Here is a 15,295-nt window from a genome sequence, read left to right as displayed (position 1 = left end):
GGTGAAGGATTTAACCGTGTTATCTCTCTTCGGAGATATTCATGGCGAATTTTGGATGATAACGAGGCGCAAAAAATGAAAAAGACAGCTATCGCAATTGCAGTGGCACTGGCTGGTTTCGCTACCGTGGCGCAGGCCGCTCCGAAAGATAACACCTGGTACACTGGTGCTAAACTGGGCTGGTCTCAGTACCATGATATTGGTAACAACCAGATCAACAACGCTGGTCCTACCCACGAAAGCCAACTGGGTGCTGGTGCGTTCGGTGGTTATCAGGTTAACCCGTACGTTGGTTTTGAAATGGGTTACGACTGGTTAGGTCGTATGCCGTACAAAGGCTACACCGACGCTACCCATCAAAACGGCGCTTTCAAAGCTCAGGGCGTTCAGCTGACCGCTAAACTGGGTTACCCAATCACTGACGATCTGGACGTTTATACCCGTCTGGGTGGTATGGTTTGGCGTGCAGACGCTAAAAACAACGAAGGCTTCAAAGACCACGACACTGGTGTTTCCCCAGTATTCGCTGGTGGCGTAGAGTATGCAATTACTCCTGAAATCGCTACCCGTCTGGAATACCAGTGGACCAACAACATCGGTGACGCGAACACCGTTGGCGGTCGTCCGGATAACGGTCTGTTGAGCGTTGGTGTTTCCTACCGTTTCGGTCAGCAGGAAGAAGCAGCTCCAGTAGTTGCTGCTCCGGCTCCGGCTCCAGAAGTACAGACCAAACACTTCACTCTGAAGTCTGACGTTCTGTTCAACTTCAACAAAGCAACTCTGAAACCAGAAGGCCAGCAGGCTCTGGATCAGATGTACAGCCAGCTGAGCAACCTGGACCCGAAAGACGGTTCCGTAGTGGTTCTGGGCTTCACTGACCGCATCGGTTCTGACGCTTACAACCAGGGTCTGTCCGAGAAACGTGCTCAGTCCGTTGTTGATTACCTGATCTCTAAAGGTATTCCTTCTGACAAAATCTCTGCACGTGGCATGGGCGAATCCAACCCGGTTACTGGCAACACCTGTGACAACGTGAAAGCTCGCGCTGCACTGATCGACTGCCTGGCTCCGGATCGTCGTGTTGAGATCGAAGTTAAAGGTATCAAAGACGTTGTAACTCAGCCTCAGGCTTAAGTTATCGTCTTATGAAAAACCCCGCTTGGCGGGGTTTTTTTTTTCACTTTTTATCAATCAAAGCACGCCTGTACACAACACATTTAGCCATTCTGTGGTTATTCTTTTCCCAGCAGCGCCTGTAAATCCTGCTTCAATGTCGACATTTTATTCGCGTACTTCTCTTTATGCTCTGCGTCTTCAATCAGTTGCACAATGGTTTCAGAAAGCGTTTTACCGCGCCGCTGCGCAAGCCCCGCTAAGCGCTGCCAGACCATAAATTCCAGATCGATAGATTTCTTTCGCGTATGCTGATGCTCCGCGTTAAAGTGCCGCTTACGCCTCGCCCGTATGGTTTGTTTCATACGATTTAGCAACGCAGAGTTCATGTGTTCTTCAATCCAGGTATTGACCCGAACCGGTTCATTTTCGAGGGTTAGCAACAAATCAACGGCTTCTTCGGCAGCGCTGGCCTCTACGTAACGGGTGATTAATTCCCCCTCACGATGCTTCTTCACCAGATACTTCCATTTCCAGCCGCTTTCAAGGTTTTCAAGTTGTTGATATTTCATTGCGATCTCAATGTTACCGTGTAACTCTTATCAGAATATCAGCTTTTTCGGCATCTGAAGAAAAGAATATCCAGCCTGTGAACTGTCGCGCGTCATCGCATTCGTTTCACAGCGCTTTCCACGTGTGCAGTGATGATGGTTACGGTATAATCTCGTTTTTTACAACAGACTAAAAAACATCAACTTTGACCATTACGAAACTTGCATGGCGTGATCTGGTTCCTGACACCGATAGTTATCAGGAAGTATTTGCACAGCCGCACGTCACTGACGACACCGATACCTTACTTAGTGATACTCAGCCACGTTTACAATTTGCGCTAGAGCAGCTTCTTCAGCACTGGACGACGTCTTCGTTCATGCTGGTAAAAGCGCCGGAGGAGCTTGAGTACATCAACCTTATTGCACAGGCCGCGCGGCCTCTGCACTCGGATGCCGGAAGTCTCACCGGAGGTCATTATGATATCTCCGGTCACACTATCCGCTATCGTACAGCTGAGACAGCAGAAGACAATTTTGCGACATTAACCCAGGTAGTCTGCGCTGACTGGGTTGAAGCCGAACAACTGTTTGGCTGTCTGCGTCAGTTCAACGGCGAAATTACCCTACAGCCAGGCCTTGTGCATCAGGCCAACGGTGGTGTGCTGGTTATTTCGTTGCGCACGCTACTGGCCCAACCGCTGCTGTGGATGCGCCTGAAAGCCATTGTCAGCCACGAGCGTTTTGACTGGGTAGCTTTTGATGAGTCTCGCCCGCTGCCCGTCTCCGTTCCACCTATGCCGCTTAAACTCAAAGTGGTATTAGTCGGTGAACGTGAATCACTGGCAGACTTCCAGGACATGGAGCCGGAGCTGGCTGAGCAGGCTATTTATAGCGAGTTTGAAGATAATCTGCAGATAGTGGATGCCGAAACCATGACGCAGTGGTGTCAGTGGGTAACACATACCGCTACGCGCAACAATTTGCCCTACCCGGCCCCTGATGCCTGGCAAGTGCTGATCCGTGAAGCCGTTCGTTATACCGGCGAACAGGATACATTGCCGCTTAACCCGCTGTGGATCACCCGTCAGTTCAAAGAAGTGGCCCCGTTATGCGAGGGCGAAACCTGCAACGCTGAGCAGTTCAGCCTGATGCTAACCCAGCGTGAATGGCGGGAAGGTTTCCTCGCCGAACGAATGCAGGATGAGATCCTGCAGGAACAGATCCTGATCGAGACGGAAGGCGAGCGTATTGGCCAAATCAACGCCCTGTCGGTGATTGAATTTCCTGGTCACCCCCGCGCGTTTGGTGAGCCTTCTCGTATCAGCTGTGTGGTTCATATTGGCGACGGCGAATTTACGGATATTGAGCGCAAAGCCGAGCTTGGCGGAAATATTCATGCGAAGGGTATGATGATTATGCAGGCGTTCCTGATGTCGGAACTCCAGCTTGAACAGCAAATCCCCTTCTCTGCCTCGCTGACCTTTGAGCAATCCTACAGTGAAGTGGACGGCGACAGCGCGTCCATGGCAGAACTTTGCGCATTGATTAGCGCCCTCGCCGACGTTCCTGTTAATCAAAGCATCGCCATTACCGGTTCTGTCGATCAGTTTGGTCGGGCACAACCTGTTGGTGGTCTGAACGAGAAAATTGAAGGCTTCTTCGCCATCTGTCAGCAGCGTGAGCTGACAGGCACACAGGGCGTTATCATTCCTTCAGCGAATGTCAGACACCTGAGCCTGCAGCCCGCTCTGCTACAGGCCGTAGAAGAAGAAAAATTCACTATCTGGGCGGTGGACGACGTGACCGATGCGCTGCCACTGTTATTAAATCTGGTGTGGGATGGTGAAGGCCAGACAACGCTGATGCAAACTATCCAGGAGCGTATTGCTACGGCAACGCAGCAGGAAGGTCGTCATCGTTTTCCCTGGCCGCTACGTTGGCTGAACTGGATTATTCCGAACTGATCGGACTTGTTCAGCGTACACGTGTTAGCTATCCTGCGTGCTTCAATAAAATAAGGCTTACAGAGAACATGGTAGATAAACGCGAATCCTATACAAAAGAAGACCTTCTTGCCTCTGGTCGCGGTGAGCTGTTTGGCGCAAAAGGGCCACAACTGCCTGCACCAAGCATGCTGATGATGGACCGTGTCATCAAGATGACCGAAACCGGCGGCAACTTTGACAAAGGTTATGTTGAAGCTGAACTGGATATCAACCCGGACCTGTGGTTCTTCGGATGCCACTTTATCGGCGATCCGGTGATGCCGGGCTGCCTGGGTCTGGATGCCATGTGGCAGCTGGTTGGATTCTATCTCGGCTGGCTGGGCGGCGAAGGTAAAGGCCGCGCGCTGGGCGTAGGCGAAGTTAAATTCACCGGCCAGGTTCTGCCGACTGCGAAGAAAGTGACTTACCGCATTCACTTCAAACGCATCGTTAATCGTCGCCTGATCATGGGCCTGGCTGATGGTGAAGTGCTGGTTGATGGTCGTCTGATCTATACCGCAAACGATCTGAAAGTGGGTCTGTTCCAGGACACTTCCGCGTTCTAATCAAGGTCAGCTTAGCAGCCAGACATTAACGTTTATTCGTCTTGTCTGGAGGGCAAAAAGGCGAAACCTCCGCTCTGCGGAGGTTTCTTTTATCTAAAGAGACAGAATCAGGCCATTAAAACCCTATCCCCCATGGCTTCTCGCCAGCCTCCCAGCCAGTATGACCTCTGATTCAGCGTCTGATAGGGACACATTTCTTTTGAGCGTCCGGCAATGCCGGCCTGATATCCACGTTGATGTGCCCGTTCCAGGCGATCTCGTTTTTGTCTCTTCATGCCTCGTTTCCCTCATCTTTTGGGTCTGGTGGAAAAGAAAACAGTGATTACTAAGTGTGCAATCACACTAAAACGAATACCCCTAAACATCAGGCTCGTCAATGCGCAAAATTCACGCCAGTGTCATATTTGTGAGCTACCCGCAAAATCATTTGTACAAAAATAGTCTGTCAGAACAGCTATCTCCACGGCTAAAAAAATAAAAAAAACCGCCCCGGGCAATGAACCAGGGGCGGCATAATTTACAATTATTTAAGCTTAAGGGATGCGTTTCAGCTCCTGAGCCATTGCCGTCGCTTCCTGGCTCCAGGCGTTGGCCAGAACCTTCACCATCTCATCGTAGCCGTCTTTAGTCTGTACAGCTTCGATGTGGAATGGACGCTTGATCAACTGCCCCTGGTGATTCAGCAGCCATTCACCGCTCACGATGACCTTACCATCGTACCGACCGTGGAAGCCGGTCACGGTAACGTTCAACGTGTCCTGAGTGCTTCCCAGCGGCTGCGAAGCGACAACCCAGCCAGGCAACTGCATACTGAGGTTCGTAACCAGGGTATTGCGCAATTGCTGATCTAATGGGCTGGCCCAGAGATTATTATTCGCTATCACATATTGCACATCGCTGGTCTGGTAAACCACCCCATTACCCGCCAGATAGTCCGGGACCGCAATCTGTTCAACCCACAGCAGACGGTTACCCTGGTTAGCTGAGCTCTGTACGCCCCCTTGCGCGATAGGGAGCTGGTAATAGCTTTTATTTTCTCCGCTGGAGCTGCATGACGTCAGCCAGACCGCCATCATCGCCACTAGCCACTTTTTCATTGTTTCGCCCTCTTCGGCTCTGGATCTTTTTTGTCCTTCGCTTCAAATACCAGCGCATTGCTCTTATCGTTCAACGTTTTCAGTACCGGTTGCAGTTCTCGCAGTACCTGATCAAGACGCTGCATATCCGCCACCATCTTGTTGTAGGCGGCGGACCCCGGCTGGAAGCCCTGCATACTACGGTTCAGTTCGCGCAGCGTGTTCTGCATATCCGCCGGAAGATCCTGCATCGACTGACTGGACGTGATCTTATTCATGTTGTCCAGCGTGGTTTGCAGATGCTTCATCGTACGCTGGCTTTCCGACAACGTATTGGTCGCCTGCTCAATCATCGGGTTCAACGGCAGATTGTTAATCTTATCCAGCGCTTCCATCAGTCGCTGCTGGATCTGCGCCAGACCACCGCTCACGGTCGGAATAATTTGATAACCGTTAAATTCGCGCACACCGGTAATCGGCGGTTCTTTCGGGTAGAAGTCGAGATCGACATACAGAGCGCCAGTCACCAGGTTCCCGGTTTTCAGCGATGCCCGTAATCCTCGTTTAAGCAATTCTGCCAGATGAGCGCCAACATCAGTATCTTCTCCCAGCTGTGCCTTCAGACGTTCTGGTTCGATACGTACCAGCACCGGAATGCGGTAATCATTGTTGAAGACCTGACGCATATTCGGCGAGAAGAAAGGTACTTTGCTTACCGTACCCAAACGGATGCCACGGAATTCCAGTGGCGCACCGGGCTGCAGGCCACGAATTGAATCTTTAAAGAACATCAGGTAATCAATATGATCGGTATACAGTGAATCCTGAATACTTTTTTGGTCGTCATAGAGATTAAACGCAGACTGCTGTGCGACCGGTTCGCCTTGTTCCAGCCCTTCTGGCACATCAAAACTTACGCCACCGCCAAACAGCGTGGAGAGAGATCCCATTTCCACGCGCATACCTGCCGAAGTAAGATCCACGGCGATCCCACTGTCCTTCCAGAAACGCACATTGCTGGTCACCAGACGATCGTTAGGCGCATTGATAAATAGCTGATAGCTAATCGTACGCTTTTGCGCATCAAATGTGCTGGTTTCAACCGAACCTACACGATAACCACGGAACAGAACCGGGTCGCCCGGGCTCAGCTGACCGGCTTTTTTGCTGTCCAGAATCACACGGATCCCTTTCGCATCTGGCGGCGCCAGCGGCGGTGAATCCAGCAGTTGGTAATTTTCCAGCTTGCTGCCTTTATTGCCAGGCTGCAGTTCAATATAAGCCCCGGACAATAGCGTGCCGAGCCCACTGATACCTTCACGTCCAACCTGCGGCTTCACCACCCAAAAGACAGAATCTTTATGCAGCAGCTTTTCCATTCCGGAGTTAAGACGAGCTTTAATTTCCACATGGGTCAAATCATCAGTCAGGGTTGCGCTCTCGACGATACCGACATCCACGCTGCGGCTCTTAATCGTCGTTTTGCCCCCTTCAATACCTTCGGCATTGGTGGTAATCAGCGTGACTTGTGGCCCCTGATGACTGTAGTGATAAAACAGGACCCACGCGCCAATGAGGGCAGTGACTATAGGGAATATCCACACGGGCGACCAGTTTTTTACCTTTTGCACTTTGGCTTCCCCACTTTTAGATTCCATGCTGTCAGGACTCCTCATGATCTGGTTCACGGTCCCACGACAGACGGGGATCAAATGTCATCGCAGAAAACATTGTCATAATGACGACTAAAGCAAACATCAAAGCACCCATTGCAGGATAAATGTTCATTAACCCTCCCATGCGCACCAGCGCGGAGAGTACGGCAATTACAAAAACGTCGATCATTGACCAGCGACCGACAAATTCTACAACCTCGTAAATTAAATGCATTCGTTCACTGTCGCGTTTGCCGTGCCCTTTGGCATCCCAACACAGCCAGGCAATGGCGATCATCTTCAACGTCGGCACCATAATACTGGCGATAAAGATAACCGCAGCCACCGGGTAAGAACCTTCGCTCCAGATTAAAACCACGCCCTCGAGTATCGTTGAAGGCAGCTTTGACCCGAGCAGATCGGTGATCATGATCGGCAGAATATTGGCAGGAAGATAAAGCATGATCGACGTAAACAGTAATGCCAATGTCCATTGCAGACTGTTTTTACGTCGCACATAACCTTTCGTCTGACAGCGTGGGCATACCAGCTCGTCTGCCGGAAGAATAGCGGTGCAGCAGGAACAGGAACGCAACCCTTGTCGGATGCCGGGCACACCAGGCTTTAATTCCTGCTTAATGGCTGGCATAGGGGCAATATCATCCCACAGCCAACGGCGATCCACACACTGAAAAGCCCGCAACTGGAGCATACAAAACATGCACCACGGGATGAAGCTGCTGCCCACACCGATATCGCCGTAGGCCATCAGCTTAACAAAGCTCACCAGCACGCCCGCGAGGAAAATTTCTGCCATTCCCCAGCTTTTTAACTGAAACAAAATACGCGCCAGCCATGTTTTAAGCCGCTCAGGCATATGAACCCGATTCACCAACAGCAAAATGGTCAACAAGCAAAAAGCGGGAACCAACTGAACGAATAAGATAAAGAAGGTACCGAGGCTGGCGTAATCTTCCGAAAAGAGAACGCTGGGGATTTGCAGCAGCGTCACTTCGCTGCTCACCCCCGCAACATTCATATTCACAAAGGGAAAGAGGTTTGACAAAAGCAGCATAAATAATGCTGCTAACACATAGGCGGTAGGACGCTGCCGTGGCGCGTCCCACTCAACCGTTAACGTAGTGCCACATCGTGGACATGCCGCTTTCTGACCATGCTCAAGGCGAGGTAACGCCACCAGCATGTCACACTGCGAGCACAGAATATGCTTCGCGGCATGGTGATGTTCGCACATATGTGCTCCTTTAAATTATGCGCCGTTCTTCAAAGACTCAAGATACTCCCAGCGCTCAAAGGCTTGCTCAAGTTCTTGTTCAGCTTCGTTCAGATTAGCTAATACCTGTTGCGTTTGCTCATGCGGCTGACTGAAAAAAGCGGCGTCAGCTACCTGAGCTTGTAATGCTTCCAGTTTAGCTTCCAGTTCTTCAAGCAGCGCGGGGAGCAGCTCCAGTTCGCGCTGCAGTTTATAGCTTAGTTTGCTCGTGCTGCGTTTGACAATTTCTGCTTTAGGAGCAACGGTTTCCTCTGTTTTTTTCGCAACTGGCTGTTTAAACGCCACATACTGCGATTGCTGGCTGCGGGCATCATGATAACCGCCGACATAACGACCAATTTTACCGCCGCCTTCGAAGATCCAGCATTCGGTGACGGTATTATCCACAAACTGACGGTCGTGGCTCACCAGCAGCACGGTGCCCTGGTAGCTATCAATCAGCTCTTCAAGCAGTTCCAGCGTTTCGACGTCCAGATCGTTCGTTGGTTCATCGAGAATCAAAAGATTACTGGGTTTGAGAAAAAGACGCGCCAGCAGTAGGCGATTGCGTTCCCCACCAGAGAGCGCACGTACTGGCGTCATCGCCCGTTTCGGATGGAACAGGAAATCCTGGAGGTAGCCCAGCACATGGCGAGGTTTACCGTTAACCAGCACCTCTTGCTTACCCTCAGCAAGGTTGTCCATCACGGTTTTATCCGGATCCAGTTCGGCGCGGTGCTGATCGAAATACGCCACTTCCAGCTTCGTGCCGACGTGAATGCGTCCGCTGTCAGCCTGAAGCTGACCTAACATCAGCTTCAGCAGCGTTGTTTTACCGCAGCCGTTAGGTCCAATTAGCGCAATCTTGTCGCTACGTTGCACCTGCGCGGAGAAATCTTTTACCAGTTGCTTTCCATCAACCTGGTAATCAACATTCTCCATTTCGAAGACAATCTTGCCAGAACGGCTCGCCTCTTCGACCTGCATCTTCGCCGTGCCCATCACTTCGCGACGTTCTCCACGCTCGCGACGCATGGCTTTCAGCGCCCGCACGCGGCCTTCATTACGGGTACGACGCGCTTTGATGCCCTGACGGATCCAGACTTCTTCCTGCGCCAGCTTGCGATCAAATTCCGCGTTTTGGAGATCTTCCACCCGCAGCGCTTCTTCTTTATCCAGCAGATACTGATCGTAGTTCCCCGGATAGGTCACCAGCTTGCCGCGGTCGAGATCGACAATACGCGTCGCCATATTGCGAATAAATGAACGGTCGTGGGAAATGAAAATAATTGTCCCATTGAAGGATTTCAGGAACCCTTCCAGCCAGTCGATAGTTTCAATATCCAGGTGGTTAGTTGGTTCATCCAGCAGCAGTACGCGCGGGTTGCTCACTAACGCGCGGCCCAGCGCCGCCTTACGCAGCCAGCCGCCCGAAAGCGAAGAAAGCGCGGCGTTAGGATCCAGTCCCAGTTGTGCCAGCACTTCATTAATGCGGCTTTCGAGCTGCCACAGATTATGGTGATCGAGCATTTCCTGAACCCGCGCCATTTCATTCAGGTTTCTGTCGCTGGGATCGGTCATCACCAGGCGCGAAATATCGTGATAACGCTTCAGATATTCAGCCTGTTCCTCAATACCTTCGGCAACGAAGTCATAGACGCTGCCCTCAACATTACGCGGCGGATCCTGCTGCAGACGCGCCACAACCAGGTCCTGCTCATAAATAATACGCCCGTCGTCAAGACCCTGTTCACGGTTGAGGATCTTCATCAGCGTCGACTTACCTGCGCCATTGCGGCCAACCAGACAGACGCGTTCGTTATCTTCGATATGCAGTTCTGCATTATCAAGAAGCGGCGCATCGCTGAACGACAGCCATGCACCATGCATACTGATCAATGACATTTATTTATCCTTTCAGGCTGCGGTAATCAGCCAGCAATTGTGGATCTGACGGTTACGGGCAAAATCCTGGGAAAGCGTTTTTTGGGTGATTTCTTGTGCTTTTAATCCCAGTTCAGCCAGACCGTCGAGATCCATACGGAACCCACGCTTGTTGTTGGAGAACATGATCGTGCCGTCTTTACGCAGCAGACGTTTCAGATCTTTCATCAGCGCCAGATGATCGCGCTGTACATCAAACGAGTCTTCCATACGTTTTGAGTTAGAGAACGTCGGCGGATCGATGAAAATCAGATCAAACTGTTCATTGGCATCGCGCAGCCAGCCCAGGCAATCGGCCTGAATTAAACGGTGAGCGCGACCACTCAGGCCGTTCAGGCGCAGGTTACGCTCAGCCCACTCCAGGTAGGTACGCGACATATCAACTGTCGTGGTACTACGCGCACCGCCCAGTCCGGCATGAACGCTGGCACTGCCGGTGTAGGAGAACAGGTTAAGGAAATCCTTACCTTTACTCATCTGGCCCAGCATACGGCGCGCAATACGGTGATCGAGGAACAAACCGGTATCAAGATAGTCTGTCAGGTTGACCCACAGGCGCGCGTTGTACTCGCTTACCTCAATGAATTCACCCTTCTCATTCATCTTCTGATACTGGTTCTTCCCTTTCTGCCGCTCACGAGTTTTCAGCACCAGTTTATTTGGCGCGATTTCCAGGACCGACAACGTTGCGGCAATGATGTCGAACAGACGTTGACGTGCTTTTTGTGCATCGACCGTCTTCGGCGGAGCGTATTCCTGAACCACGACCCACTCACCGTAACGGTCCACTGCAACGTTGTATTCCGGCAGGTCAGCATCATACAGGCGATAGCATTCAATTCCTTCCTGACGCGCCCATTTTTCCAGCTTCTTGATATTCTTGCGCAGGCGGTTGGCATAATCTTCCGCGACCGTGGCTGGCTTGCTGTCCGCAGTGGTCTCTGCAACGTGATAGTTTTTCTGTACGCAATCCAGCGGACCGTTTTTCGCTTTGAACTGCTTATCAGCGCGCAATTGCAGGCTGCTGAGCAAATCCGGAGAGGCGCTGAACAGCGACAAATTCCAGCCGCCAAACTGGTTTTTCATCGTACGGCCCAGCAAGCTATGCAGGGCAATCAGCGCCGGTTCGCTATCCAGACGTTCGCCGTAGGGCGGGTTACTGATCACCGTACCATACGGTCCCTTCGGCAGTGGATTACTCAGTTTGGCGACATCTTTAACGTCAAATGTCATCAGATCGGCAATACCTGCGCGGCGGGCGTTACTACGCGCTTTTTCAATCACCCGCGCATCGCTGTCGGAGCCATAGAAGTGCGAAGTATAGTCAGCAAGCCCCTTACGCGCACGCACCTGAGCTTCGGCTTTAACCTCTTGCCAGACGGCTTCATCGTGCTGTGCCCAACCGCTAAAGCCCCAGTACCCGCGATGCAGGCCCGGCGCGCGATCGGTTGCCCACATCGCCGCTTCAATCAGCAGCGTGCCGGAGCCGCACATCGGATCGAGTAACGGTGTGCCCGGCTGCCAGCCAGAACGCATAACAATAGCGGCGGCCAGCGTCTCTTTAATCGGCGCCTGACCCGCGCGATCGCGATAACCGCGCTGATGCAAACCGTCACCGCTCAGATCGAGCGCAATGCTGGCGGTATCTTTGTTCAACCAGACATTGATTCGCAGATCCGGAGATTCACGATCCACATTCGGACGCGGCAGATTTTTGCGGGTAAAGGCATCGACAATCGCATCCTTGACCTTCAGCGCGCCGTACTGGCTGTTACGAATGGTCTCGTTCAGGCCGCTAAAATGGACGGCAAACGTAGCACCAGGATTAAATATCTCTGTCCAGTCGATTGCCTGAACGCCGAGGTACAGATCAAGATCGCTGTAGACCTTGCACTCTCCCATCGGCAGGATAATGCGCGAGGCCAGGCGGCTCCACATCAGGCTCTGGTAAACAAGCCGCGTGTCGCCCTTAAAATGGACCCCACCCTGAACGACCTGACACTCCAGCGCGCCGAGGTTTTCCAGTTCAGTTTTTAACAGCTCTTCCAGCCCGCGGGCCGTACTGGCAAACAGAGAATTCATAATGTCACTTTTACTCCTAGAAAATTGCTGCGCATTATAGCTAATATGGGCTGTATGTCATAAAGTTGAAGGCTTATTTTCGTTCAAGGGGCTGTGCAGTGGTAACGTTGACCCGACTTTTTATTCATCCGGTTAAATCAATGCGTGGAATTGGACTCACGCACGCCCTGGCAGACGTGAGCGGTCTCGCCCTGGATCGTATATTTATGATTACCGAACCCGACGGGACGTTCATTACCGCCCGACAGTTCCCGCAAATGGTCCGCTTTACCCCTTCCCCTTTCCACGATGGACTTCATCTCACGGCTCCAGACGGCAGCAGCGCGCTCGTGCGATTCGCAGACTTCGCCACCCAGGATGCGCCGACTGAAGTGTGGGGAAACCATTTTACCGCGCGTATTGCGCCAGCGGCTATCAACCTGTGGCTGAGCGGCTTTTTCTCCCGTGACGTGCAGTTGCGCTGGGTGGGTCCGCAACTGACACGCCGGGTGAAGCGCCACGCTGATGTTCCTTTGTCCTTTGCCGATGGTTATCCCTACCTGCTGGCCAACGAAGCATCTCTGCGCGATGTGCAACATCGCTGTCCGGCAAGCGTCAAAATGGAACAGTTTCGCCCCAATCTGGTGGTTTCGGGGGCTGATGCCTGGGCAGAAGACACCTGGAAAGTGATTCGCATTGGCGACGTCATTTTTGATGTGGCAAAACCCTGTAGCCGCTGCATTTTCACTACCGTTAGTCCAGAAAAAGGCCAGAAACATCCGTCTGGCGAGCCGCTCGCCACGCTGCAAACCTTCCGGACAGCGGTGGATAACGGCGACGTTGATTTCGGCCAGAATCTTATCGCACGCAACAGTGGCGTTATTCGCGTCGGCGATGAGGTAGAGATTTTGGCAACCGGTCCCGCCAGAGCTTACGGTGCGACGGAGTCAGACGATACAGCACAGGAACAACAACCCGATGCCACGGTACTTATTGACTGGCAGGGACAGACCTTTCGCGGAAATAATCAGCAGGTATTGCTTGAACAGCTGGAAAATCAGGGTATCCGGGTGCCCTATTCATGCCGGGCAGGAATTTGCGGATGCTGTCGAATTCGACTGTTGGAAGGCGAAGTTAGTCCGCTGAAAAAATCAGCGATTGGGGATGACGGGACGATTCTGTGCTGCAGTTGCGTTCCCAAAACGACAATCAGGCTGGAGAGTTAAACCGCCTGTTCAAGGCTGAAACTGTCGGCAATAACCTGCGGTTTCAGTCGGTCATTCATTATTTTAATCGCGTCGCCAAGTTGCATTGTTCGCCCGGCAATAACCACACCAGGTTGTGCAAGCAGACAAAGCGCGGCATTTTCACCCGGTTCAACCACTAACAGGTTTACCTGTTCATCCGTATCGCTTAAATCCACACAAGCAGCATCCCCCACGACTGGCGACCAGTTAATACCGTGTGCGACAAAGTGCCAGCTTTTTGGCATTTGCGGTTTAAGGTAACGAATCGCCACCAGCGCATTAAGCACCAGTTCCGCCTTTTGCTCTTTGGCTAAATCCAGGTAGCGACATTTTTCTTCAAACGAAAAATAAAGCGCGGCGTCATCAACACAAAAACCCGACGGAGAAAATGCATCTGGAGTGAGCATTTTACGAGCAAAACGCGAACGGAATAACATGCCATTGGCCAAATCGAGCATCATACGATCGTGCTCTTCATCATAATACCAGCGCCAGTTATCGTCGGGTTTAATTCGCATCAGTTTCTCTCCTTTCCTTAATCATCACCATTACGACAGTATCCTTTTGCCGCTTCGTTTATTGCCTTAATAATAAAAGCTCAGAATGTTTAAATAAGCAACAGTAAAGGAATATAAAACAACCAGGGCCAGAAATAAAGCCCTGGATTGTGATTAAGGTAGCATTCAGATATTGGTGACGATTTCTTTAATCAACGGTGGGCCTTTAAAAATAAAGCCCGAATAAATCTGTACCAGGGAAGCACCAGCAGCTATTTTCTCACGCGCGGCGATTACTGAGTCGATACCACCAACCCCAATAATCGGCAGCTGACCTTTTAATTCCTGAGACAACTGGCGAATAATTTCTGTACTTTTTAATTGTAACGGTCGACCGCTGAGGCCGCCCATTTGATCGCAATTTTTCATTCCCTGAACGAGAGAACGATCGAGAGTGGTGTTAGTCGCAATTACGCCATCAATATTATGACGAACTAAACTGTCAGCAACCTGGATCAGTTCTTCCACAGAAAGATCCGGTGCGATCTTAACCGCCACTGGAACATATTTATGGTGGATCGCTTGCAGATCATTTTGCTTATTTTTAATTGCCGTCAGAAGATCATCCAGCGCCTCACCATATTGCAGCGTACGTAATCCCGGCGTATTCGGTGAAGAGATATTAATCGCGATATAACCAGCATAAGCATAGACTTTTTCCATACAAATCAGATAGTCATCTTTGCCGTTCTCTACCGGAGTATCTTTATTCTTACCAATATTAATCCCCAGAATACCGTCAAAATGCGATTTTTTGACGTTCTCAACCAGGTTATCAACCCCCAGGTTATTAAACCCCATGCGGTTGATCAAACCTTCTGCATCGACCAGACGAAACAGACGTGGTTTATCATTACCCGGCTGAGGACGCGGCGTCACGGTACCAATCTCAATGGAACCAAATCCCATCGCGCCGAGCGCATCAATGCACTCCCCGTCTTTATCCAGTCCGGCAGCAAGCCCGAGTGGATTTTTAAACGTCAGCCCCATACAGGTAACCGGTTTTGCGGGTACTTTCTGGCGGACAAGCGCTTCGAGCGGCGTGCCGGTAATGCGACGTAATTGCTGGAATGTCAATTCATGAGCGCGCTCTGGATCGAGCTGGAAAAGGGCTTTACGAACGAAGGGGTAGTACATGAACTCTCCTGGATTCCCGGTGTGCAAACCGGGGGCGTATTATGTGCGATCGCGAGCAAAAAGGGAATTGACCTGCGGCAATAAATAGCAATCGTTTTCCTGCTTCCTCCTTTTTATTCATTTTTCA

13 protein-coding genes are annotated in these 15,295 nt (G+C 51.4%); 4 read left to right on the top strand and 9 right to left on the bottom strand.

From position 1 onward, the window contains the following. The first annotated feature begins 75 nt into the window (after positions 1 to 75). Positions 76 to 1,134, top strand: coding sequence for a porin OmpA (gene ompA, locus OGV75_RS13595; RefSeq protein ID WP_046275731.1), 1,059 nt, complete (start codon positions 76 to 78; stop codon positions 1,132 to 1,134). A gap of 98 nt (positions 1,135 to 1,232) precedes the next feature. On the opposite strand, the gene matP is transcribed toward ompA, so the two are convergent. Then, complete coding sequence (gene matP, locus OGV75_RS13590) at positions 1,233 to 1,685, bottom strand: macrodomain Ter protein MatP (RefSeq protein WP_016152480.1); 453 nt, start codon at positions 1,683 to 1,685, stop codon at positions 1,233 to 1,235. 185 nt (positions 1,686 to 1,870) lie between these two features. On the opposite strand from matP, the gene OGV75_RS13585 reads away from it, so the two are divergent. Both OGV75_RS13585 and fabA read left to right on the top strand, forming a co-directional pair. Further along, positions 1,871 to 3,631: an AAA family ATPase gene (locus tag OGV75_RS13585; RefSeq protein WP_016156136.1), complete on the top strand. Its 1,761-nt coding sequence runs from the start codon at positions 1,871 to 1,873 to the stop codon at positions 3,629 to 3,631. Positions 3,632 to 3,699: 68 nt separating this feature from the next. Next, on the top strand, positions 3,700 to 4,218 hold the full coding sequence (gene fabA / locus OGV75_RS13580; protein ID WP_003035875.1) for a bifunctional 3-hydroxydecanoyl-ACP dehydratase/trans-2-decenoyl-ACP isomerase: 519 nt from the start codon (positions 3,700 to 3,702) through the stop codon (positions 4,216 to 4,218). Positions 4,219 to 4,325: 107 nt separating this feature from the next. Here fabA and rmf read toward each other — a convergent pair whose 3' ends face one another. The 6 genes from rmf to rlmKL form a co-directional block, all read right to left on the bottom strand. Next, positions 4,326 to 4,493, bottom strand: a complete 168-nt coding sequence (gene rmf, locus OGV75_RS13575) for a ribosome modulation factor (RefSeq protein ID WP_003035871.1) — start codon at positions 4,491 to 4,493, stop codon at positions 4,326 to 4,328. A gap of 258 nt (positions 4,494 to 4,751) precedes the next feature. After that, positions 4,752 to 5,315 carry a membrane integrity-associated transporter subunit PqiC gene (gene pqiC / locus OGV75_RS13570; protein WP_016152478.1) on the bottom strand — a complete coding sequence of 188 codons (564 nt, stop codon included), beginning with the start codon at positions 5,313 to 5,315 and terminating at the stop codon, positions 4,752 to 4,754. Further along, entirely contained in the window at positions 5,312 to 6,952 is a 1,641-nt protein-coding gene (pqiB, locus tag OGV75_RS13565) for an intermembrane transport protein PqiB (protein WP_003836843.1), read from the bottom strand. The genes pqiC and pqiB overlap by 4 nt, the downstream gene beginning before the upstream one ends. Positions 6,953 to 6,956: 4 nt before the next feature. Then, positions 6,957 to 8,204 (bottom strand): membrane integrity-associated transporter subunit PqiA, encoded by a 1,248-nt coding sequence (gene pqiA / locus OGV75_RS13560; protein WP_016152477.1) that lies wholly within the window; start codon positions 8,202 to 8,204, stop codon positions 6,957 to 6,959. A gap of 15 nt (positions 8,205 to 8,219) precedes the next feature. Further along, entirely contained in the window at positions 8,220 to 10,127 is a 1,908-nt protein-coding gene (locus OGV75_RS13555) for an ABC transporter ATP-binding protein (protein ID WP_016152476.1), read from the bottom strand. A gap of 12 nt (positions 10,128 to 10,139) precedes the next feature. After that, on the bottom strand, positions 10,140 to 12,248 hold the full coding sequence (rlmKL, locus tag OGV75_RS13550) for a bifunctional 23S rRNA (guanine(2069)-N(7))-methyltransferase RlmK/23S rRNA (guanine(2445)-N(2))-methyltransferase RlmL (RefSeq protein WP_016152475.1): 2,109 nt from the start codon (positions 12,246 to 12,248) through the stop codon (positions 10,140 to 10,142). A 98-nt stretch (positions 12,249 to 12,346) separates the two neighbouring features. Between rlmKL and OGV75_RS13545 the strand changes: the two genes are divergently transcribed. Continuing rightward, positions 12,347 to 13,453 (top strand): YcbX family protein, encoded by a 1,107-nt coding sequence (locus OGV75_RS13545; protein WP_286480801.1) that lies wholly within the window; start codon positions 12,347 to 12,349, stop codon positions 13,451 to 13,453. Here the strand turns inward: OGV75_RS13545 and zapC are convergent. Continuing rightward, positions 13,450 to 13,992 (bottom strand): cell division protein ZapC, encoded by a 543-nt coding sequence (gene zapC, locus OGV75_RS13540; protein ID WP_016152473.1) that lies wholly within the window; start codon positions 13,990 to 13,992, stop codon positions 13,450 to 13,452. The genes OGV75_RS13545 and zapC overlap by 4 nt on opposite strands. A gap of 165 nt (positions 13,993 to 14,157) precedes the next feature. Further along, a complete protein-coding gene (gene pyrD, locus OGV75_RS13535) occupies positions 14,158 to 15,168 on the bottom strand; it encodes a quinone-dependent dihydroorotate dehydrogenase (protein ID WP_016152472.1) in 1,011 nt (336 codons plus the stop codon). Positions 15,169 to 15,295: the final 127 nt, after the last annotated feature.

Origin of the sequence: Citrobacter sp. Cb028 (assembly GCF_030336705.1) — a bacterium.
Lineage (GTDB): Bacteria > Pseudomonadota > Gammaproteobacteria > Enterobacterales > Enterobacteriaceae > Citrobacter > Citrobacter braakii.
This window is presented reverse-complemented; position numbering and strand designations above follow the sequence as displayed.